Annotated in this window: 21 protein-coding genes and 5 pseudogenes; 7 read left to right on the top strand and 19 right to left on the bottom strand. The window is 64.3% G+C overall.

Features of this window, described 5'->3' with window-relative positions:
• Positions 1-75: 75 nt before the first annotated feature.
• Together ON20_RS30855 and ON20_RS30850 are read right to left on the bottom strand one after the other, a co-directional pair.
• On the bottom strand, positions 76-456 hold the full coding sequence (locus tag ON20_RS30855; protein WP_040841553.1) for a hypothetical protein: 381 nt from the start codon (positions 454-456) through the stop codon (positions 76-78).
• Positions 453-758 (bottom strand): type II toxin-antitoxin system Phd/YefM family antitoxin, encoded by a 306-nt coding sequence (locus ON20_RS30850; RefSeq protein ID WP_040841551.1) that lies wholly within the window; start codon positions 756-758, stop codon positions 453-455. Before ON20_RS30850 ends, ON20_RS30855 begins: the two co-directional genes overlap by 4 nt.
• A 143-nt stretch (positions 759-901) precedes the next feature.
• On the opposite strand from ON20_RS30850, the pseudogene ON20_RS39545 reads away from it, so the two are divergent.
• Positions 902-1,030 (top strand): annotated as a pseudogene (locus ON20_RS39545) (dihydrodipicolinate reductase); the annotation flags it as partial.
• 108 nt (positions 1,031-1,138) lie between these two features.
• On the opposite strand, the gene ON20_RS30845 reads toward ON20_RS39545, so the two are convergent.
• Both ON20_RS30845 and ON20_RS30840 read right to left on the bottom strand, forming a co-directional pair.
• A complete protein-coding gene (locus ON20_RS30845) occupies positions 1,139-1,651 on the bottom strand; it encodes a Dps family protein (protein ID WP_040841550.1) in 513 nt (170 codons plus the stop codon).
• A gap of 105 nt (positions 1,652-1,756) precedes the next feature.
• Positions 1,757-2,257, bottom strand: coding sequence for a MarR family winged helix-turn-helix transcriptional regulator (locus ON20_RS30840; protein ID WP_051163667.1), 501 nt, complete (start codon positions 2,255-2,257; stop codon positions 1,757-1,759).
• A gap of 68 nt (positions 2,258-2,325) precedes the next feature.
• On the opposite strand from ON20_RS30840, the gene ON20_RS30835 reads away from it, so the two are divergent.
• On the top strand, positions 2,326-2,970 hold the full coding sequence (locus tag ON20_RS30835; RefSeq protein WP_245547586.1) for a TIGR03086 family metal-binding protein: 645 nt from the start codon (positions 2,326-2,328) through the stop codon (positions 2,968-2,970).
• A 49-nt stretch (positions 2,971-3,019) separates the two neighbouring features.
• On the opposite strand, the pseudogene ON20_RS41190 reads toward ON20_RS30835, so the two are convergent.
• From ON20_RS41190 to ON20_RS30810, 4 genes and pseudogenes are all read right to left on the bottom strand, one after another.
• Positions 3,020-3,640, bottom strand: a pseudogene (locus tag ON20_RS41190) (NAD(P)-binding domain-containing protein); the annotation flags it as partial.
• Between the two features lie 42 nt (positions 3,641-3,682).
• Entirely contained in the window at positions 3,683-4,189 is a 507-nt protein-coding gene (locus ON20_RS30820; RefSeq protein WP_040841546.1) for a DoxX family protein, read from the bottom strand.
• A 4-nt stretch (positions 4,190-4,193) separates the two neighbouring features.
• Positions 4,194-4,586, bottom strand: a complete 393-nt coding sequence (locus ON20_RS40110) for a hypothetical protein (RefSeq protein WP_040841544.1) — start codon at positions 4,584-4,586, stop codon at positions 4,194-4,196.
• Between the two features lie 183 nt (positions 4,587-4,769).
• Positions 4,770-5,726 carry a TIGR03620 family F420-dependent LLM class oxidoreductase gene (locus tag ON20_RS30810; protein ID WP_051163666.1) on the bottom strand — a complete coding sequence of 319 codons (957 nt, stop codon included), beginning with the start codon at positions 5,724-5,726 and terminating at the stop codon, positions 4,770-4,772.
• Positions 5,727-5,797: 71 nt separating this feature from the next.
• Here ON20_RS30810 and ON20_RS30805 point away from each other — a divergent pair, with 71 nt between their 5' ends.
• Complete coding sequence (locus ON20_RS30805; RefSeq protein ID WP_040841542.1) at positions 5,798-6,355, top strand: TetR/AcrR family transcriptional regulator; 558 nt, start codon at positions 5,798-5,800, stop codon at positions 6,353-6,355.
• Positions 6,356-6,622: 267 nt separating this feature from the next.
• Here ON20_RS30805 and ON20_RS30800 read toward each other — a convergent pair whose 3' ends face one another.
• Both ON20_RS30800 and ON20_RS30795 read right to left on the bottom strand, forming a co-directional pair.
• The gene (locus ON20_RS30800; protein WP_040841541.1) at positions 6,623-6,883 is read right to left on the bottom strand and encodes a hypothetical protein; all 261 of its coding nucleotides are present in this window, start codon (positions 6,881-6,883) and stop codon (positions 6,623-6,625) included.
• Positions 6,880-7,176, bottom strand: a complete 297-nt coding sequence (locus ON20_RS30795; RefSeq protein ID WP_218002716.1) for a hypothetical protein — start codon at positions 7,174-7,176, stop codon at positions 6,880-6,882. The genes ON20_RS30800 and ON20_RS30795 overlap by 4 nt, the downstream gene beginning before the upstream one ends.
• 1,160 nt (positions 7,177-8,336) lie before the next feature.
• Here ON20_RS30795 and ON20_RS30785 point away from each other — a divergent pair.
• Together ON20_RS30785 and ON20_RS30780 are read left to right on the top strand one after the other, a co-directional pair.
• Positions 8,337-8,657, top strand: coding sequence for a DUF6191 domain-containing protein (locus ON20_RS30785; protein WP_040841537.1), 321 nt, complete (start codon positions 8,337-8,339; stop codon positions 8,655-8,657).
• 254 nt (positions 8,658-8,911) lie between these two features.
• Positions 8,912-9,439, top strand: a complete 528-nt coding sequence (locus tag ON20_RS30780) for a CAP family protein (RefSeq protein ID WP_157229145.1) — start codon at positions 8,912-8,914, stop codon at positions 9,437-9,439.
• Between the two features lie 377 nt (positions 9,440-9,816).
• Here the strand turns inward: ON20_RS30780 and ON20_RS30775 are convergent, their stop codons facing one another.
• The 7 genes and pseudogenes from ON20_RS30775 to ON20_RS40785 all read right to left on the bottom strand — a co-directional run.
• The gene (locus ON20_RS30775) at positions 9,817-11,028 is read right to left on the bottom strand and encodes an MFS transporter (RefSeq protein WP_040841535.1); all 1,212 of its coding nucleotides are present in this window, start codon (positions 11,026-11,028) and stop codon (positions 9,817-9,819) included.
• Positions 11,029-11,199: 171 nt separating this feature from the next.
• On the bottom strand, positions 11,200-11,649 hold the full coding sequence (locus ON20_RS30770; protein ID WP_040841534.1) for a hypothetical protein: 450 nt from the start codon (positions 11,647-11,649) through the stop codon (positions 11,200-11,202).
• 15 nt (positions 11,650-11,664) lie between these two features.
• A complete protein-coding gene (locus ON20_RS30765) occupies positions 11,665-12,882 on the bottom strand; it encodes an FxsB family cyclophane-forming radical SAM/SPASM peptide maturase (protein WP_083865527.1) in 1,218 nt (405 codons plus the stop codon).
• A gap of 375 nt (positions 12,883-13,257) precedes the next feature.
• Positions 13,258-15,051, bottom strand: coding sequence for an HEXXH motif domain-containing protein (locus tag ON20_RS30760; protein WP_040841531.1), 1,794 nt, complete (start codon positions 15,049-15,051; stop codon positions 13,258-13,260).
• A gap of 459 nt (positions 15,052-15,510) precedes the next feature.
• Entirely contained in the window at positions 15,511-15,660 is a 150-nt protein-coding gene (locus ON20_RS37105) for a hypothetical protein (protein WP_157229144.1), read from the bottom strand.
• 974 nt (positions 15,661-16,634) lie between these two features.
• Positions 16,635-16,925: pseudogene (locus tag ON20_RS40790) on the bottom strand (acyl-CoA-like ligand-binding transcription factor); the annotation flags it as partial.
• Between the two features lie 89 nt (positions 16,926-17,014).
• Positions 17,015-17,134: pseudogene (locus ON20_RS40785) on the bottom strand (helix-turn-helix domain-containing protein); the annotation flags it as partial.
• Between ON20_RS40785 and ON20_RS40780 the strand changes: the two are divergent.
• Both ON20_RS40780 and ON20_RS30745 read left to right on the top strand, forming a co-directional pair.
• A pseudogene (locus tag ON20_RS40780) lies at positions 17,127-17,681 on the top strand (SDR family oxidoreductase); the annotation flags it as partial. The pseudogenes ON20_RS40785 and ON20_RS40780 sit on opposite strands and share 8 nt — an antisense overlap.
• A gap of 120 nt (positions 17,682-17,801) precedes the next feature.
• Positions 17,802-18,224: a nitroreductase/quinone reductase family protein gene (locus ON20_RS30745; protein ID WP_218002714.1), complete on the top strand. Its 423-nt coding sequence runs from the start codon at positions 17,802-17,804 to the stop codon at positions 18,222-18,224.
• A 367-nt stretch (positions 18,225-18,591) separates the two neighbouring features.
• On the opposite strand, the gene ON20_RS33730 is transcribed toward ON20_RS30745, so the two are convergent.
• Both ON20_RS33730 and ON20_RS30735 read right to left on the bottom strand, forming a co-directional pair.
• A complete protein-coding gene (locus tag ON20_RS33730) occupies positions 18,592-18,903 on the bottom strand; it encodes an alpha/beta fold hydrolase family protein (RefSeq protein WP_051163663.1) in 312 nt (103 codons plus the stop codon).
• A 483-nt stretch (positions 18,904-19,386) separates the two neighbouring features.
• Positions 19,387-19,920, bottom strand: a complete 534-nt coding sequence (locus ON20_RS30735) for a cupin domain-containing protein (RefSeq protein ID WP_051163662.1) — start codon at positions 19,918-19,920, stop codon at positions 19,387-19,389.
• Between the last annotated feature and the right edge of the window lie 149 nt (positions 19,921-20,069).

Raw genomic sequence — 20,069 nt, 5'->3', positions numbered from 1 at the left:
CGGCCACACCCACAAACGACCAGGCGTCGACAACCTCCTGACCCGCAACCGCCGGCGGTATCGGCGTCGCCGGGATCAGGAGCCCGGCAGTGCCTCGATATCCACGTCGTAGTCCCTGTACCGTTCCGGCCGTCGGGTCAGCACGCTGCGCTGTAGTGATCGGGCCGCCCATACCACGGGTGCGATCAGCACCCAGTCGGCCGGATCGGCGCAGGGCGGCACTTCGGCGGCCATACGCTGGGCGGCTTCGATATCGAGTTCGATCCAGCGCACCACCCCGCGCGAGGCGAACAGTTCGGAGAAATCCCCGTCTCCGGCGAAGCGCTGTGCCGCCATGAGAGAGACGGTGGGGATCACCAGGATTCGGCGGTGGACGGCCAGCTGTCGCAGCAGTACGTAGCCGTAGGTGGGTGTTTCGGCGAGGGTGATCAGCGCGGAGTCGTCGGCAATGCTCACGCGGCGCCCGCCGAGCCACCCTCGTTGAACCGGTCGAGCCATTGCTCGGCCTGTGCGACCTCTTCCGGGGAATGCTCGGCGAGCTTGGTGTCGAGGCGCTCGATGGTGGTGTTACGCACCTGTTCGTCCAGGAACGCCGGTGGCAGCGCACCTTCTTCGAGTATCGAAGCGGGCAGCATGATTACGGCATCCTTGCCTTCGCGGGTGACGACCACCGGACGCCCCGATTCGGCGACCTGGTCGACGACCCGGCCGAGCCGGTCGCGCAGATCGCTCAGCGGAACGCTGTCGTAGTCGGACATGCGGCCACTGTACGTCACGCCGTACGGTGTCGAAAGCCTTTGTGAGCAGGGGATCAGCAGGCCGGTAGCGGATATGGGACATTGCGAGAATATAATTCTCTAAAAAGGTTATCAAGACTATCGCCGACTTCTGTACTCGCCGAGTGGCCAGTGACTCGGTCTACCGAGTCGTTCAGTGGACGAGGGGAAATGTCGGCAAGAGCTCGGTGCGGGCGCTCGTCGCGAATCCGCGGTTCGATCTGATCGGCTGCTATGCCCGGTCGGCGGAGAAGTCCGATCAACGCTATTCCGGCGGTGGTCACCGCGCCGCCCGATATTGCCACCTGCAACGATCTGCCGCTGAACCTTCCACGCGGTGTCGTTCCGCCGGCGCGGCGCAGCTAGACCTTGCGGTTCTCCGACTTGATCATCCAGGCCAACTTCTCCAATGAGTCCATGACCTCGTGGAGCAGATCGCTGGTGGCGGGGTCCTCGGCGTCGACGGCACCGTGCACGTCACGGACGGTCTCCACCACCGCGTAGGTCCGCGTGGTGATCAGATCGACGGTCTCGCCGGTGTTCACCTCATGGGCGGGGAAGGCCGGCAGGCTCGTCGTGGCGGCAATGGTGTCGGATCGGCCGTCCGGGACCGCATCGAGGGTCCGCATGCGCTCGGCGATGGTGTCGCCGGCCTCGCGTGCCGCGTCGACCAGCTCGTCGAGCTGCAGGTGTAGGTCACGGAAGTTGGTTCCGACGACGTTCCAGTGGGCCTGTTTGCCTTGAAGCTGCAATTCGATGAGGTCGACCAGTACGCGCTGAAGGTCGGCGGCAAGCCGGGGCGAGGCGGTGAAATTCCGGACCTCGTCGGCGAGGCGGCGGTTGGTTTGCTGTCGGGTCCGGAGTGCTGCGGCCATCGTGTGCTCCTTCGTTGATCCTTCATCCGATACAACCGTCGCTTACTGGAATGATTCCATATTGGAGTGTTGAGTGGATCACCTGCCTTTCGAAACGCGGTGGAGTCACGGTTTCCCTTCCTTGTCGGAACGCGGAGGCCTTTCCGGCGTATCCGCTCCGGTGGCCAGCGCGGCCATTTCGTCCCGGGGCAGCGCGGACAGTGTGCGCAGCGCGGTGAGGAACCCCTGTCGGTCCGCGGTGGGCAGCAGATTCAGCAGTCGCTGTTCCCGGGCCTGGATCTCGGACTGGACGGCCTCCTGTAATCGGCGCCCCTCGGGGGTGAGCGACAGGAGGCGGGCACGGCGGTCGGCGGGGTCGGGGATGCGTTCGATGAGGCCGCGACCCTGGAGGTCGTCGAGTATCGGGATGATGCGGGTTTTGTCGGCGCCGATCTCCTGCGCCAGGACACCCTGCCCGCGTGCCGGTCCGTGACCGAGGGCGGTCAGGACCGAATATGCCCACATCGCAAGGTCGTGTGCTTCCAGGATGGGGCGTTCGAGGGTCATGAGCGTGCGTACCAGCGGGGCGAGCATGGCCGCGAGGTCGGGACGGTCGGTGGAGCCCATGGGGTAAACCTACCGAGAGAAAATAATAAGCATTGACATATCATAAGCGTGTGCTTACTGTTTCGGATATGATGACAGAAGACCTCCGCGAACTCGATCGACGAGCCGTCCACACCACCGTGGCCATCGCAGCCCACGTCACACTCGATCACCTCGCGCGCCCCACCCCTTGCTCGGAATGGACGGTGGGCGAACTGCTGGAACATATGACCGCGCAACACCGCGGTTTCGCCGCCTCGGCGCGCGGGCACGGCGACGACCTCGCGCTGTGGCAGCCGCACCGGCCCGGCCCGCACACCCGAGACGACTACCTCGCGTCCGCGAAGGACGTGTTGGCGGCCTTCGAACCCCCCGAGATATTGGACCGCCCGTTCGCCATGCCGGAGTTCGGCACCTCGGTGCCGGGGCATCTGGCCGTCGGTATGCACCTCGTCGACTATGTGGTGCACGGCTGGGACCTCGCACGCGCCCTGGGAATCGACTACGAACTCGACGACGAACTCGCCGAGCCCACGCTGCGGCTCGCCGCAATGGTCCCGGACGGGCCGCAGCGGTCACAACCGGATTCGCTGTTCGGGGCCGCCCTGCCGAGCAGTGACGAGGACCAGGCCCTCCAACGGCTACTGCGCATGCTCGGCCGCTCACCGAACTGGCCCGATATCCCGGCCGCGACAACCGGATCCGGGCGTGTCGGAGTCGATTCGGCCGGGTGATACCGCGCTCGGTGACAGAGGCGGCTGTTCCCTGTCGGGCTCGATCGGCGGCGGCGCCGATGGCCGGGGCGAGAATACCGAGATCGGCGCCCGGTTCGCCGACCGGCCGCCGCGCGACGGCGACATCCTTGCGCAGGAATTCGCCAACCGTATCGGAGAACGCCGCGACCGAGCCCATGGCGGCGATATCGGTAACGGCGCGGCCGGAACTGCCGGCGTGCGGAAGAGCGGACAGGCCGGTCGCCTCGTCGAGCCCGAGGCGACCGGCCAGGCGCACGACCTCGGTCGCGCCGCCCGCCATCACGAACAGTTTTCCCGCCGCGGCGGCGGGGCCGCCCCCCGCTGACCGGGGCGGCGATCAAGGCGATACCCCGTGCCACGGCGAGTTCGGCCAGTTCCCGGCAGGTATCCGGGTGGACCGTGCTGTGCACGGCGACGACACCGCCCGCCGCGAGACCGGCCGGCACCCCTTCCCGGCCGGTCGGAACCTCGCGCACATCGGCGTCGCCGACGACACACAGGCAGACCAGATCGCTATCGGCCGCCGGCGCGGCGGCGGTGCCGGCGTAGCGGGAGGGCGCGCCCATAGCGTCGTCGGGTAGTCGGCCTCGGTGATGCGGCGCGCCATCGGCCCACCCTGACTGCCCAATCCGATGGATCCGAGGCACATCAGCGCACCTCCGTGCCGTAGCGGTGTTCGAGAACGGGCATATCAGGGCTCCGTTTCCGGAGCGGTCGGTCGCCAGAACAGGGCCAGCAGGGCGGCGGTGCCGAGGACGCCCAGCCCCAGCGCGATACCGCCACCTGCCCAACCGATGATCTCGATACCGGCCGCACGATCCAGCGACAGCCAACCCGGTCCGAGCAGGCCCAGCGCGAGGCAGACCACCCCGAGGACGAGCACATACTCGTAGCCGTCCTTGAAGACGAAGAATCCGTTCGTCCGGTGCGCCAGCAGCCCGGCCACCAACATGACCGAGATGATCGCCGCCGCCGCGAACGGGGTGAGCAGGCCCAGGATCAGCAGGACACCCGCGCCGATCTCGGTGACGACGCTCAACCACGCCTGTAGTACGCCGTTGCGCAGGCCCAGGCCACCGAACCAGCGGGCGGTTCCGGCGATCTTCCCGCCACCGATCCAATGGTTGACTCCATGCGCGAGCATTGTCGCGCCCACCACGAGCCGCAGCAGAAACAGCGCGATATCGGCGACATCCATCGATTCACCTTCCCGACGGCGGAACCGCCTCGCCGTCGAATTGTCTTGTAGGGTAGGTAAATTCGCCGATCGTATGTGCGATTACACATTCTTCGGCGAAGGCGACCACTCCCAGGTGGTACGCCAGGGCAGTATGGCCGACGCTATCGAAACCCGGCCGGTCCAGGGCCGCGACGGTGTGGCCCAACCGCTGCCCGACCCGCAACAGCGAATACTCGGGGTGACCGGGGCAGTCGAAGTACACCGAATCGGTGGCCCACCGTGCAGTGCCCCCAGCACCGCCCGCGGGGCGTGAACCTGCGACCGGCAGGCCGGATACGGGAATACCGTCGACATCGACGATCGCCGGCAGCGGACCGGTGTCGTCGGTGGCGAACAGCTCTGAGGTGAGTGTCATGGCACGCACATCGGTGTCAGGGCTCGGTGCGCAAGCGGCCATGGAATTGATCGAGCATGCTCTCGCCTGCCCGCACAGTTTCGCCGAGTGCGAGCACGTACGGAACCGGATCGCTGCCCGGATTCCTTTCCACCGTGCCGAGGCTCCGAGGTCCCCCAAGGGCGCAACGACGCCTGGTGAGCTTTATCGGTTGGAGGGTTTTGTCGCGCGGGTCGCGGTTGTTTGCCGAGGCGGGGTGACGAGCCTGGCCAGTTCGCGCCATTCGGCTATCGGTGCGGCGCCCGGCCGGCCGGTGAGAACCTGCAGACAGACATGATCGGCGCCGGCGTCGAGGTGGGCTCGCACCCGCTCGGCGATGGCGTCGAGCGAGCCGCGTCCTCCCCCCGCTACCAGCGCGTCGACGACCCGGTCGGCCGGAGTGCCGGACAGTTCGTCGTTCGTGTAGCCGAAACGCAGCATGTCCTTGACGTGCGCGCCGCCGGCTGTGAGGTAAGCGCCGACATGAGCTCGTGCCAGGTCGCGGGCCGCATCAGGGTCGGGGTCGAGCACGACCGCCTGCTCGACGGCCAGCAGCGCATCAGGACCGAGCCGGGTGCGGGCGTCTTCGGTATGCGCGACCGGCACGAGGTAAGGAAGCGCGCCGCTGGTCCTTGCAGCGGCCAACTTCAGCATTTTGGGCCCGAGTGCGCCCAGGACACGGCGGTTCGGAATGGGTGGAGGCGGACTCTGCAGTGGCACTGCGTCCATGGCGTCGAGGTAGGCGCCCATCGTCGAGACGGCCCGCCCGGCGGACGGGACGCGATGCCCCAGGTAGGTCAGCGGCCGGTCATCGACTCGATGCCCGCCGAGGCCCAGGATGAATCGGCCGGGATAGGCCTCGGCGAGGGAGCGTTCCGCGGCGGACATCGCGATCGGATCGCGGAAGAAGATATTCGCTATCCCGGTGCCGACCACGAGACGGTTCGTCGCGCCGAGGAGGATCCCCGCCTGCGTCAGCGCGTTGCGGCCGAATTCCTCACCGATCCACACGGCACCGAAACCGAGCTCTTCGATCTCGGCCGCCAGTTCGCGTACGTGTGTGGCGGGCTGTGTATCCAGCGCCAGTGTCCACAGGCCAAGGTGCCCCGCTGTTGTGTCCATCCACCCTCCAGTAAAATGAGTGCCTCTCACCTTAAAATAGTGAGAGGCTCTCATTTTGTCGAGGAGGTCGTGTGCCGGGGCCCAGAGCGAGGCGTGCCGATGCGCTCCACAACCGAAAGCAGCTGCTCGAGATCGCGGACGCCACCTTCCGCCGGGATGGGGTGCAAGCCTCCCTGGCGGAGATCGCGCGCACCTGTGGGATCGCGAACGGTACCCTCTACAAACACTTCCCGACCCGCGAGGCCCTCCTGGAGGCTTTGATCCACGATCAAGTCACGAGCCTGCGGGAGAAGGCGGAACGGCTCGCCGATTCCGACACGCCACACGAGGCGCTTATCGAGTGGTTGCAGGAGTTCGGGCGGTGCGCGTCGGCCTACCGGGGCCTGGCGGAATCGATCCTGGCCGCGGCCGCGATCGAAGGGTCGGACCTGAACACCAGCGTCGAGAGCATGCGTGCCGCAGCCGGTGTGCTCTTGGTCAAAGCGCAAAAGGCCAAAGACGTCCGGCCCGACGTCTCTCCCGCCGAGGTGTTTGCTCTGGCCTGCGGGGCGGGTACTGCGAGCCGGTACGCCACCACCGATCCCGATCGTCTGCTGCGACTTGTCGTCGAGGGACTTACGCTACGGTAACGGGCCGGCACGTCGAGCTGTTGGAGGCGCCGGCCCCGGTTCCGGGCAGACTCGGATCCCTCCGGCGGGCGCCGGCCCCGGTTGCGATCGCCGAGGTCGGTCCGGCCATGCTGCCGATCCGCGTTTCGCGGAGGCGGAGAAGACCGCGGCCGATACTGCCGACGCAGTGCAGATCCTGCGCGAGGTGATCGGCGGTCGCACCCTGGCCGAGTGGACGAAGAAATTCGCCACCTCGGTCGGGCCATGGGCGGAACCTGGACGGAGCGGTCAGTCGCGAGCATCTGGGCGTATATCCGGAAGTATGGCCAGGTTTTCATAGTCGATGGGTTCGTAGTCGCCGGTGTCGTCGAGAGGTTTCGGGTTGCGCTCCCGGCGAGTGATCTCTGCGTCCCAGTCATGGTACGAGGGGTCCTCGGGGCCGATGATGGTCGATCCGTCGACGATATCGCCGTCGAGTCCTTGTCCGAAGTGGCGCAGAAGGATACGCCCGTCGTCGAGACGCCGGGCCAAGGGGTGCTCTTCACTCATTGCGGAATCCCCAATTCTTTGTCCAGAGCCCGATAATAGGAAGCCAGATGATAGCCTGCGGCGACCGAGCCGTAGAACTCCGGTTGCGCGGGGCTGTCAACGCCGTCGGGTAGATTTTGCATGGGTCTGTTGTGCCAGGCGATGCCTTCGGCGAAAAGTTCTCGCTTCCCGGCATTGCCGGGCCGGGAAAAAATATTCGGCAATGCGCGGTCTCGTATTTTGAATGTGGCGAAGAACTTTGGCGTGAAACCGATAAAATATCGGCCCTTGGCTCGGTCTGTCGAGGGCGTCATCGAGTGCGTGACCGAATTCGTGCGGCACGGTATTTTTCTGAAGTGTTGTGTGTGGCCTACGAGTAGCGCCCGGAACTCCTCACCGTACACACCGCCGGCATCGTCCCAAGTCGAGCCGTCGGGCCACCCTCCGGGCATCTGGTCCCGGCGCCTCGATGCAGGCCATGCCGTATGGCCGAGGTCGTGCAAATGGCCGCTACCCAACCAGATCCCCCATGAGGGTTTTCCTTCATGTGGGCGGCGACGATGCGGTGATATCGTTCCGGTAATAATGCCAATGAATGAGAATACGCATAAGTCTGGGCCGAACCGTCCATGTGATACCGGTCCTCGTATATGTTTCTCAGGTATTCGTGGGCCGACCGTTCTTCCGGATTTGGTCCCGTGGAGGATGTGGCAGTATGATCGGAATCTGATTTTTTGATCAGATCGCCATTGTGAATATCGGCCTCGGATATTGGATCAACTCCATGTGCAATAGGGTGAGCAAATGTATCTCGGTACAGGCGGTTTGCGATATGATCTGACGCCTTTTCAGCGTGCCGATCAACTCTGCGGTGGTCCGCGAGATGGCCCCGAGGATTTCGTTGTTCGATCCAATCTCGCTATCACGACAGGCCGGACCGATCCTCGGCGCCACAGGCGCCCGCAGTCGCTCTCGGCCCGGCCGGTCATCCCGGCCCTACGCCACATTTTGGCGCAGCAGATCGGATCTTTCATGTGGTCGGACACGGACCGCGCCTTCGCGGCGAATATTTCGGTTGTCGACAACTCTTCCGCGTTACTGCTGTGACAACAGAGGTTCCATATACAGGCGCGCGAGTTCGTCGGCCGGGGGCCGCCCCGCGTTCACCCATACCGTGTATTCGTCCACGATGTGGGTGTAGACCCCGGAATCCTGAAGCCGGCCCAGGCCACAAGATAGCGGGCGTGTCGTTCGGCGAGTCGCCGACAGCGCCGCCAACCGACCTGCGGATTTAAGGTTCCACGGCCCGGATATCCGGGCCTACTATGCGCGGTTGCCGGCCAGTCGTCCGGGCGTTATGGACGTTCCACGACGCGGCGATTCGGGAGACTATCTGCGGTAGCAGCCCGAGCGCCGGATTCGGGCCGTCTGCATCTCTACCCCTGGATAGCTCGCCCGGCCGTAAGATTCCTGTATGGGTTTGCTGGTGGCGATGACGATTCCCGGGCTGGCACTGATGTTGATCGCGCTGGCCGGTGCCGAAGTCGTCTGGAAACGGCTCACCGGGTCACGGGTGCTGCCGTGGACCCGATCCCGCTCCGGTACTCCGGTCGCCGCCGCCGGCTTCGAGGAGGTAACCGCCGCGTTTCAGGGCTCCAAGCACATCGAGTTCGAGCAGCGGCTCACGACCCTCATGCACCGTGAAACGCCATCGGACGGGGCACCGCCGCGCGACGAGATCGACCTCGGTGCCGGCGTCGCCCGCCTCGTCCGCCGCGACGTGGAACGTCCATAACGCCCGGACGACCGGCCGGCAGCTACGCCATATCCGCCCGAAATTCGGCCGATACTACGGCGACCCCGATTCACCCGGTTTGCGGCGCGGGGACCGGCCACCTCGCTCAGGGGTCGAGCGCATATCGAGAGTCGAGGAACAGTGCGGCGAGACCCGGTATGCTCACTCGAGACCGAAACGCCCACCGCCTGTGAGTGTTCCGATGGTTCTCTGGTTTGTTTCGGTTGTGTCCTGCTTTGTCTCGGGAGGTTGTCGTGCGTGTCGGTCGGTTGGTATCGGTTGTTGCCGCGGTGATGCTCACCGCGCTCGTCACCGGCGGGGGCCCTGCCGCCGGACAGAGCGATTACACGCAGACCGGGCTCACCCTGCACAACCAGTACCGGGCCAAGCATGATTCTCCGGCCATGACCTTGACCCAGAGCCTGAATGCCGCGGCCCAGCAATGCGCGCAGTACTACGCCCAAAAGCGCACGATCGATCACAGCTGCCCCTACAAGCGCGGGGCCGGGGAGAACCTCGTCGGGGGACAGGGCCGCTGGGACGCCGTCCCCTTTGTCCAGATGGGCACGAAGATGTGGTACGACGAGGTCAAGGACTACGACTTCAACAACCCCGGGTTCAGCATGGCAACGGGTCATTTCACGCAGTTGGTGTGGAAGGCCAGCACGCAACTCGGTGTCGGGTACGCCTCGGAGGGCGGCTACACCGCGGGCGTCGCTCTCTACAGCCCACCCGGCAACGTACAGGGGCAGTTCCCCCAGAACGTGGCACGTCCGCGCTGAGCCGGGCCGGCGATCCCCCCGGCCGGGTTCCGGGGGTCGAGGAGCATCGGGCGAAATATTCCGGTAGTGCCTACTCGGCCTTCCAGGAGACCGAGAGTCGCGACGGACCGGGGCGCTACCTCCCTGGGCCATCGGATTTGAACCGAATCTTCATCGAACACGTTCCTTTACAACAATTCTCAGCCCGGAACGGGGCTCGTGGACGGGAGAGATGTTGCTGGATGTCGTGTCCTGTGGTGGTTGGCGGCTGTCAGGATGTTGACGTAGTCGCACAAACGGGCGATTTGCGGTAGCCGGCCGTCGGGCCGGCGTGTGACGATGTCATCGTAGGATCGAGGCTCAGCGACAACCGTCGTCACCGGTTCCTCAGCCCCGGATCAGGCGACCCGGCCAGGGGTCTGGAACGAGCGGATAGGACGGATACCTGCACTGCAGGCCAGTCCGAACATCGCTGCAAGCGTGATCCACCGCACCGGGCCGGTGTCCAATGCAGACAACAGGTAACCGGCGCCGAGGGCGCCGAGCGCGACGGCACCATTGTTCACCAGCGCTATCGTTGCCATCGCCCGGCCCAGGATGTGTTCGGGAATGACGGCGACCCGGTACACCGTTATCGCTACATTGCCGGCGACCCCGACGGCGCCCACGCCACCCCAGCACAATGCCAACACGAATGGGTTGTCACTCAGTGCGATCGGCACGAGCAGCACTGTCCAAGCCCACAGGCTGACCCGGTAGACCAGCGGCGCCGGAAAGCGGGCGGTGAGGCGGCCTGCGGCAGCCGCGCCTACGACTCCCCCGACTCCCGCGGCGGCGAGCACGGCGCCGACCGTCCACGCCGGCCGCCCGCTGTTCTCCAGTTCCAGCAGAATCAGCAGCAGCACGACCTGGACGACCATGTTCGACAGTCCTGTTACCGCTGTCGATGTGCGTAGCAGTCGTTCATTCCAGACCACGTGGACGCCTTCGGCTACAGCGCGAATATTCGATCCCTCGGTGGTGGGAACCGGTTTCGCCGGCGTCTGCCGACTGCGTCGGATCAGTGTCAAGGTAAGCAGGCAGTACAAATAGGAGGCAGCGTCGACCACGAACGGCAACCAGCGGGCCAGACCGTAGATCGCGCCGCCGGCGGCGCGTCCGAGCAGCGAAGCGATCGGTTGCTCCGCTTCGACAAGTGAGAAGGCAGCAGGCCGTTGTGACTCGGATACGAGGTCACGGACCGCGGCGAATTCGCTGACAGCGACAAAGACGTACACACTGCCCTCGACAAAGGCGCTGACGGCCACCAGCACCACCAGCCCTGGGGCATCGGCCGCAACCGCCACGGCGACACACGAGGCGGCGAGTAGCCCGACGAGCTGGCACACCCATAGTAGGCGGATCCGGTCAGTACGGTCCACGAGCACACCGGAGGGGATTTGGAAGATCAAGCTCGGCGCGTTCAAGGCGAAGCCGACCCACCCGGCGGCCACGGGGGAGCCTGTCACCGCCAGCATCAGCAGCGGATAGGCGATGCGCACGCCATGAAGGCCGATCAGCGACAACGCAGTACCGGACCACAGCAACTGGAAGTTCCGGTTGCTGCGCAATCCCGGGCTAGCCGTCGATCCGCGACGCATGGGACAGCCGGTGCGGCGGAGCAACGACGTCGGTGCCGTGATCCAGCGCCTGGTAGATACTGCCGCCACTTCGGCACGGGCATCGGGAACGTCGAAGTCGTTATCCGAGAACATCTTAGGAAACACCATTGCCCGCCCCACTCACAGTTGCGGACACAGCCGGTCGGTACGTAACTCCCAGGAATACCGTGCCGCCCATCGCGCGGTCGGGTCGACAATACCGGCGGAGTCCGGTACGAAATTGCACACCCACCACAATGTGCGCTCAGTCGTCATTGCGTCCACAACGGCCTGCTGGATCTGGATCGCCGATGAGAGAAATTCTTCGTCCCATGAGCGAATGCTGTCGATGAGCACGCCCGGAAGGTGTCCCTCTTCGGCGGTGAGCAGAGCGGACGTTGCGCCCTGTGCAATCGCCGTTTGCAATTGGACCCGTGTCAACTCGACATTGCACTGCCGGCGCTGCGACCGCTCAGCAGTCAGCGGAGGCTGGTCCGGCTGCACATCACGGAATGGATCAAGGTTCTCGAGACCGAATCCGGAAGCCAAGTCGGTGAGGAGGTCGTCGGTTCCGACGGAGGCGGCGGTCATGGCAGGCTCCTGTTGTCAGTACGTGAGATCGGCACCGATCTCGGCCCGCACGCGTGAGTCGATGTGATGGATGAGCTTCTTCAGGTCGGCGCAGTACACCGACGGGTTTCGGAAGCCGCTACCCTCTCGGTACCGGTGTACGTAGTGTCCACCGCCACATACTGTGTGGATCGGGCATGCCAGGCAGGTCTGGCTCAGCGCGGCGGTACCGATCTGGCGCGCCGCGATCGAAGGGTCCCATAACGCCAGGTCGAGTGGATTTCCTTCACCTCGCACCGGGATCTTGGTGGCGCCGTCGAATGCCGATTTCAGCTCGTCGACCTGCTCGAGGCTGCCGTCGGTTTCGATGACGGCCAACCGCACCGGGGCGAGACCGACGGTTTCCGAGGCAACCTCTCCGCCCAGCAGCAGTTCGATGATGTCGCCGAACAGCCGTACCCTGGTCTCGAGTTCCGGTGCGCCATACCAGCGCTCGAACACTGCGATCAGCCAGTCGGCATATGGTTTCGCCGTCTCGTCGGCCGAGCGTCCGGGTGGCGGCGTGGTCCAGTTGCCGTGTGGTAGCAGGAAATCGATTGCAGGCGGCCGGAACCGCACCAAAGCCTCATAGGTATTCACCGGATCGTTCGACAGGTCGATCGTGCACAACAACCCGGAAAACAGATGGCGCCGCTCGGCAGCCAGCAGTTGTTCCAGCCCGGCGACGACCTGCATGTAGCTGCCTTGACCGCGACGATCCAGGCGATGTCGGTCGTGTCCGTGCTCATCTCCGTCGAGACTGACTCCGACTTTGATGTGCCATTGTTCGCAGATCTGCAGGAAATCCTCGTCGATCAGCACGCCGTTGGTCTGCATACCCAGGCATACCTCGGCGACCGGCTCCAGCACCTCATGCGCCGTCCGGGCGAAATACTCCAGATCCCGATGTCCGGCCAGCAAGGGCTCGCCGCCGTGGAACACAAGACCGACCTTGGGCAGCGCGAACTGGCGGGCATGCGCGGCGATCATCCGGCACGAATCCTCGAATACCTTGCGGCTCATTACTTTCGGTTGTGCACGCCAACTCTGGTCCGCCATCTCGTAGACGTAGCAATAGTCGCAGGCCAGATTACAGCGACTGTGGATTTTGACGATGAACTCCGTGAACGCCTTCGGCTCCCAGCCGCGGCAACGCAGATTCGAAAATTCCACTCCCCAGCCAGGCCAGGGCAATTCTGTTGCGAACTTCTCCATCGATGTTACCTTCTCACTCGTCTTTCTACCCATCGCATTCACTGGGTTATTCAGTAGGACTTGACGCCGGCAGTGTAGCGGTGCGGCGTATCGACGTGGGCGGTGGTTTACTCGATCGAAGAATCCGGTTACCGGACAATAATTCTCGTGGTTTTATCAACATGGTGCGGACAAGGTTGGTCGAGGGCGTATTGGGTGGGTGCCAGGCTCGGGTTAGGCTGTTGCAGGCATACTGGTAGTGCCGGTGCCTCGTTCCAGGTCTGAAGCGGCGACCTACACTACAACCCTCGAGTGATCGTCACACCCGCCGATCACCCCAGCCTGGAGACGCCACACTCGAAGTTGGCAACGCCGTTGGTGTAAATCCACGAGCTACTAACGGATCCTGTCACCTTTCGACAACCATCCGACCAGGTCGACGATCTCGAGGTCGCCGACGCCGACGCGCAGAGTCTGGTACAGCCAAGCCGCCACGTCGGCCCTGTCGCTCAGAATGCTGAAGTCTTTGTTCGGATACAGCTTCGGCAGGGCCAACGCCAAACCGGCCCACAGTTGCGGACGTAGCGGATCGATATCGAGCTCCTCCTGGTAGTGGGCCACCGCGCGAGACTGATCACCGGCCAGGTAGGCGCGATCCCCACGCGGCTGCTCCGGGCAGTAGAGCGCCTCTGCCACATCCCTATCGGCCACCTTCAACTGTGCCTCGAGGTAGAGGCGGCGATAGTTGTCCGGCACGGTCGCCTGATCCACCAGGTGGGCGGGTGGTAGGACTTCGGGCCGCGCCGCGCCGGACATCCACTGCGCTGCGAGATCGGCGACTCCGTCTCTATCGGGTCGCAGATTGCGCACATGCCAGAACGTCCGATGTGCATCGGACACTTCTGCTGCAGCGACCTTGGCTGCGGCAGGCACTTCCTCGTCGTGCCAGGATCGTATGCACGCCACGAGCCCGTCCAGGAATCGCTCACCTGCGGTGGTGAGCAGACCTGACGTTGCTGCCTGTGCAATAGCCCCTTCCACCTGCACGCGCCATAATTCGAAATTGACATGTGCCTGCAGCGATCCGTGGCAGGCGGAGTGACGGTGAATTCGCCAGAAGTCGGTGATACCGAAGAATGCGTAAATCCCATGCAGCAGACCAAGGATCGGTCTCGGGTCATCACGCCATGGTGCATAGAAGCGGGCGGTGAGATCGTCATCGAACAGTACGATCTGATCGGTCAGTAAACCGAACTTCGAGTGTTGGATCTCGTGAATCAGGGTGAGTGCCAGCGCACACGGATCTGTTGGGGCTGTGGTGTAGACACAACCGGATCCGGTGAAGAGAGTGTGGCTCGTGGCTTGGGCGGGCGGAGCAACGCTCAGCGGTGTCAACGTATGCAGACAACTGCGCATCGCGGTCAAGTAGGGGCCGAAATCACGGCGCAACAAATCCCAGGCCGCGGCGAAATCCTGCTGCCATGAATGGGCTTGTGCCGGTGTGAGTCGGGGTAGGTCGGATCGGTCATCCGGGTTGCGGAATGGGTCGAGGTCGTCGAGGAAAACCTCCGGCTCGTCGTTCGCGCCCCGCACACGCCGTAGTGTCAGCCAGGCCGGGGCGGAGTCGACATTCGGAGAGAGGACTTCGACGGTACAATCTCCGGAAGTGAAGCTCAAGGCGCCCGTTGTCGTCCAGCGCAGTTCGCAATGTCCGCAGTGGTCGGCATCGCCGAGGTGAGCCATTCCGATCCTGGGCAGCATTACGATGCCATTGCGAACCACGAGCTCGAGTGAGCCCGTGGTCCTGCAGGCGATGGACCCGGCTGCAGCGAGCCAGCCCAAATAGCAACAGTCGGCCCACAGCGGAGTCGCCGTGTCGTCGGATGTACTGCGGATTCGTTTCAGCATATGGGCGAGCCAAGCGCCGGTGTGCGGATGAGTCAGCAATGCTACGGCCTGGGCCGGATAGGATCGCTGCAGCTCGGTCAGGTTCTGATATGCGTCGGGAAGTCGTGCGGCCGCGGCGCTCTCGGGCATCCGAGTCATCATTTCGGTCATCAGTGTGCGCAGCAGAATCATTCGAGTTGTCAGTAGGCCGCGCGTCAATGTTTCGATGCTCTGCTCGGTGCCCTGTCCGGAAGCCAAGTCGGCTACGACGTCATCGATCTCGACGACGATATTGGTTGTCAATAGTAGTCTCCTGCCGAAACGTTCCGATTGCGGCACCGATACCTGCCCGCACTCGAGACTCGATATGGGGGATCGGTCTCTTCAAGTTGCCGTATACACCGACGGGTTGCGGAATCCGTTGCTCGCGCGATACCGGTCTGCGAATGCTCCACCGCCGCAGACCTCGAGCGTCAATCTGTTGGGCTGCCATGGAAGGCTTATTGAGTGCTAGGTCGAGTGGGTTTCCATAGCCTTTGTATCCGAGTTTTGTAGCTCCGGCGAAGGTCGATTTCGATTCGTTGGCCTGTTCCAGTGTGCCGCCGGTCCCGATCACGACCAGCCGAATGGGGGCGAGGCCGACGGGCTCCGAGGGCGGCTGTCCACGAGCAAGAGTTCGATGATGCGTTGAACAGCCGCAACTGGTCTCCGTCGTCGGCGCGTCGAACCCCCGATCGAAGGCGGCGTGTCCGACACTGCGGACTAACTGCCGAGGTCGATGAATGCTTGGAAGCCGAAGTGGCCGCGACCGGCCGGGGCCAGGTAACGCTCGATTGCGGCACGCAGCGCGGGACTGGCATCGGCCATAAGCTGTTCCAGGTTCAACGCGGTGAGTTCGTCAAGCTTCTTCATGAGGAAACCTCCTTCGCCCCTTACTATCGTCGCTGATAATAGGGATTCGGACAATATCGATCTGGTGGATCGACCACCTTCGGTGAGTGACCATCTGTCGCCCCCCACGACAGGTATGCTACTGTGTGCAAGCAGGTTTCGGTAGATTTTCAACCATAACCGTTGTGCCCGTTCGGATTTGTCAGATAGGTCTGTCAAGGTAGCGGTTCTGTCGCACTTTCGGTTCTGTCGCACTTTCGGTTCTGTCGCACTTTCGGTTCTGTCGCACTTTCGGTTCTGTCGCACTTTCGGTTCTGTCGCACTTTCGGTTCTGTCGCACTTTCGGTTCTGTCGCACTTTCGGTTCTGTCGCACTTTCGGTTCGATGCCCCAGTGGGGTTGTGATCCTTGCCTGTTGGTTGTGGGCAAGCGGGGTCGTCGCCGGGTTGGATGCGTTCTGTTGGAAACCCGGCGACTCGGCATCCGCCGTGCGGCGTGAATGCGGAGACCCCTGTTGGGGAATGTCTGGTACTGCATCCACTCCCGCGAGGGGATTCTCACGCCGGATCCGGGGCCGCCGAGCAGATGGGAGCCGGAACATTGGAGTTGCGGCTGGGTATCGATGCCGCCTGCAGGGCGGCGCACCGGGCCGGTCTGGCCGACGAGCAAGCGGATTCCTATGGTCAGGCCCTGAGTTCCACACCACCACCGGTGATCTGCAGCGACTGTGGTCGATGCTGCCGACCGGGATCGACCCATCATCGGTCACCGTCATCATGGGGCCCACGCGCAACGCCTAGCTCGAGTTAGCCTCTGAGCTGGGGTTTCGGTACCCCCGATGATCACGGGCGAAGCCCTTGGCCGATCATGTTCTCTTGCGAAAAGAGAGCTTTCGATAACCGAGGGCTTCGATGACCAGTGTGCACGACACCGGTGGGTCCTGCGCCGTCGCACGCCCGCATGGCAGCCCGGCGCAACCTGCCTCCCATCGCAGCACTACAGGTCCATGATGTTGCCCTTGCCGTCATTGTCGACCCACGTCATCGATGCGGCATCCAGACATGCGAATGCCGTAGCGGTCACTGCGCGGGCCCTCGCATCCGCGCTACCGGCAGTAGCACCCATACGCGCCTCGATGAGCGGCAGCAGGTCCTCCTCGAACCGCAGCCGCTTTTCGAGCCAACCGGCATGCAGCGAGGGGGTGTTGTGCAGGAGACGGAACCGCTCCAGCGCCTGCTCGCGGCTCTCGTGCAAGGCGAGTACGGCAGCCACCCCTGCGCGCAGGGCTTCCCGGACACTGGCTTCGGCGGCTGTTCGCTGATCGTGTCCGTCAGGACTTGCCCGAACCGGTCCCGGTTGCCGCCGAGAATGTCTTCCTTGGTACTGAAGTAGCGGAAGAGGGCTCGCTGGGAGACGCCCGCCTCTCGGGCGATCTGGGCGATGGTCGTCTCGTCGTAGCCCTGCTCGGGGAACAGGCACAGGGTCGTCTCGAGGATCTCTCGGGAGGTCGGCAGACGTCATGCCGTCCGGGCCGACGCGCGGTCCCTGCCGGACGTCGACCATGCGATCGACCGGGAACGCCGGCAATTCGGCTCCCTCGACCTGCTCTTCCTCAATGCGGACATCTCCCGCTCCGGTCCGATCGAGTCAACCGACGAAGCCGCCTTCGATGCCCTATTCGGCATCAATGTCAAGGGTGCCTTCTTCGCCCTGCAAAAGGCGTTCCCGCTCCTTAACGAGGGCGCCTCGGTCGGTGTTCACCGTGGGCGCCGGCGATGGGGTCGGAGCCGCCATGACAGCCGCCAAGGGAGCCCTGGTACCCCCCGCGCTCGAACTCGCCCCCGGCGCATCCGCGTCAACGCCGTCGGCCCGGGACTGATCAACGCCCTCCCTGCCTACGGCAAGATGGGTGTCTCCCCGGAAAAGATCGACGCCTGGGCTCGGGACGTTCCGCTCGGCCGCGTCGGCGCTCCCGCCGACATCGCCGAAGTCGTGGCCTTCCTTGCCTCTCACGCCGGCGGCTACATCACCGGCGACAACCTCATCGTCTCCGGGGCATCGGTGTCCACGCCCGCCCCTGACGAGCAGGCCCGTACTCGGCTTCGAAACACGCTTTGGTGTGGTACTACCGTAGCTATGGTGTCGATGCCTGATGACATGCGTGTGTTCAATCGGTCTGTGGTGGAGAACTTCCGCGCCAACCGTGGGGAGATCACTATGGACGGGATGCTGGAGGGGGCGGATCTCGTCCTCCTGACCACCACCGGTGCTCGCAGCGGCCGGCAACACGTCGTCCCGCTCGGTTACTTCACCGACGGTGAGGACCGGATCGTGCTGTGGGCGTCCAATATGGCAGCTCCCAACCACCCGGCGTGGTACCGAAACTTGGTTGCGAATCCACAGGTGCTCATCGAACAGCCCACGTCCGAGGGCATCGACCGGTTCATCGGCACCGCACACACCGCGTCGGGTATCGAGCGTGAGCGGTTGCTCGGCCTGCTGGGTGAGCAGTACCCGCATATGGCGGCGCATCAACAGCAGACCGAACGCGAGATCCCTCTGGTCGTGGTGGAGCGGGACAGGTAGCCATTATCAAGCAGTGGGGGTATACCGCGCAGCTGCGCCACCTTGGCTGCCACTTCGAGTCAGGCCGCCGATTCGGTCGTGAGGGTCTATGAGTTACCGGACTCTGTAGGGTCGGTTCCGTCGAATACCTTCCGCCGGCGGTCGGCCGAGGCAACCATGTCCCGGCCGACGAATTCGAGGAACCCGCTCATTGTGTGAAAGCGTGATCGGCTTTCGTATTGACACCTTCGGCGGGGTCGTTGTTGTAGTGCAGACAGAGTCGGGCCAGGATCGCCTCGTGGCCTCTGTCCAACCCGCGCAGGAACCGGTTCGAGTTCGGCCAACCCTGCCCGACCAGCAGTTCAGCGGTGCAGGTGTTGGACCTACCCTATGCTTTGTGGGACCTCGGCGGTTTGTCGAGACCGGTTCGGCTGCGCAACTCGTCGATGAGGTCGAGAACGGATTCGGTCCGGTCGTCCATTATCAGATGCCCGGCGTCCGGCACAACCTGTAGTGGCCGGTCGAACTTGCGCGAAACGGCTGGGTCGAGTCGGTCGGGTGGAAGGAAGATGTCGTGCTCGCCGGTGGCGACCGTCAGCCGAATCAATCCCGACGGCGCCGGCAGCAGGCGTCCGCCGATGCGGGGCGAATCGCAGGCCATCACGATGCCGCCACCCAGTGAATGACCGACGACGGTCACGGAGCGGTGACGGTTCGGTCGAGTAGGTCGGCGAGCATCCGTCCGTACCAGTTCATTCGGTTCCGGCGGGGCCGTTGGTCGGCGCTGAGCCCCGGCTGCCCGAGAACGTCTACGGCCATAACGGGATGCCTGGCGGCCAGGGCGGACAGGAACGGCAGGCAGGCCGCGGCGCAGGAACTGGTGCCGGCGACGAAGACGACGGCGGGTGGTCCGTCGCCAGTGGTGAGGACGTGGGTTTCGCCCGCGGACGTGGTGTGCGTCGTACGGCGGTGCGCGACCGGCCATTCGGCGAGCCTGGCCTCGCAGTAGGACCGGATGGCCTCCCGGGATGCCGGGCTCTTGTAAAATGTCTCACGCTCGTCGAGGGGATCCCGTCAGATCCGAGCGACCCGGCAGGTCCGGTCCTCAACCAAGAGAAGGCGCCGCAGTGGGCGCCTTCTCGACGTCCGGCCTGCGATCGGCCGAACCGGCGGGACAGACCGGTCAGCGCGCACCGCACAGGGCGTAGCAGAAGACGAACGGCTGCGTGCCGTTGTTGAGCCATGCGTGCGCGGAGCCGTTCTGGATCACGCAATCACCGGGATGCAGTGGTACGTCGACCTCCTCGTCGGTGCGCAGCAGGCCCTCGCCGGACAGCACGACCACGAAATCGACCGTGTGGGTGGTGTGCACTCCGGGCTGCTCCGCGTTGAAGGTGGAGAACATGCCCGGCAGTTTCGCCTCGGCTTCCGCCGCCGCCGCTGAGAGGTCCTCGGGGGACATGTCTGCCGGCGGCTCGTAGGACATGCCCGGTGGTACGGTGATGAAACCGAAGCGGAGTCCGCCGGGACCGGGGAAGAACGAACCGGTTGCCGGGCCCTGCGTCTCGGTCACCGGGAGAGTCGGTGTCTCGTCGAGCTCCCACATCCGGTGAAGCTCCGCCCCCGGCAGCATGGCGATGGTGATGGGGGCGACGTTCTCGTCGGAAAGCACCTGCGTCTTCCCGGATTCGTCGTGGCCCAGGACGATCCTGCGCATCGGAACTCCTCGTGGTCGTCGGTACAGAGAGTCGGAGCCGGCCGTGGGACTCGGTGTCGGCGCCCTCCCGCGGCGGGCACCTGTGACGGTAGAGCCGGTGCACGCGCCCCACTTGCCGGCGGACGCACAGAAATTGCGGCCGGGCGCAG

The organism is Nocardia brevicatena NBRC 12119, from assembly GCF_000308495.1.
GTDB lineage: Bacteria > Actinomycetota > Actinomycetes > Mycobacteriales > Mycobacteriaceae > Nocardia > Nocardia brevicatena.
Note: the sequence above shows the minus strand (reverse complement) of the source record. Positions and strands in the feature narration are given on the sequence as shown.

Bases quoted from the DNA above. Each gene is read 5' to 3' on its own strand.
- ON20_RS30765 (WP_083865527.1), bottom strand. From the start codon at position 12,882: ATGGAGAAGTTCGCAACAGAATTGCCCTGGCCTGGCTGGGGAGTGGAA.
- ON20_RS30800 (WP_040841541.1), bottom strand. From the start codon at position 6,883: ATGAGTGAAGAGCACCCCTTGGCCCGGCGTCTCGACGACGGGCGTATC.
- ON20_RS37105 (WP_157229144.1), bottom strand. From the start codon at position 15,660: ATGAAGAAGCTTGACGAACTCACCGCGTTGAACCTGGAACAGCTTATG.
- ON20_RS30820 (WP_040841546.1), bottom strand. From the start codon at position 4,189: ATGGATGTCGCCGATATCGCGCTGTTTCTGCTGCGGCTCGTGGTGGGC.
- ON20_RS30845 (WP_040841550.1), bottom strand. From the start codon at position 1,651: ATGGCCGCAGCACTCCGGACCCGACAGCAAACCAACCGCCGCCTCGCC.
- ON20_RS30770 (WP_040841534.1), bottom strand. From the start codon at position 11,649: ATGACCGCCGCCTCCGTCGGAACCGACGACCTCCTCACCGACTTGGCT.
- ON20_RS30810 (WP_051163666.1), bottom strand. From the start codon at position 5,726: ATGGACACAACAGCGGGGCACCTTGGCCTGTGGACACTGGCGCTGGAT.
- ON20_RS30785 (WP_040841537.1), top strand. From the start codon at position 8,337: ATGGGTTTGCTGGTGGCGATGACGATTCCCGGGCTGGCACTGATGTTG.
- ON20_RS30840 (WP_051163667.1), bottom strand. From the start codon at position 2,257: ATGGGCTCCACCGACCGTCCCGACCTCGCGGCCATGCTCGCCCCGCTG.
- ON20_RS30835 (WP_245547586.1), top strand. From the start codon at position 2,326: ATGATGACAGAAGACCTCCGCGAACTCGATCGACGAGCCGTCCACACC.
- ON20_RS40110 (WP_040841544.1), bottom strand. From the start codon at position 4,586: ATGACACTCACCTCAGAGCTGTTCGCCACCGACGACACCGGTCCGCTG.
- ON20_RS30850 (WP_040841551.1), bottom strand. From the start codon at position 758: ATGTCCGACTACGACAGCGTTCCGCTGAGCGATCTGCGCGACCGGCTC.
- ON20_RS30735 (WP_051163662.1), bottom strand. From the start codon at position 19,920: ATGCGCAGGATCGTCCTGGGCCACGACGAATCCGGGAAGACGCAGGTG.
- ON20_RS30795 (WP_218002716.1), bottom strand. From the start codon at position 7,176: ATGACGCCCTCGACAGACCGAGCCAAGGGCCGATATTTTATCGGTTTC.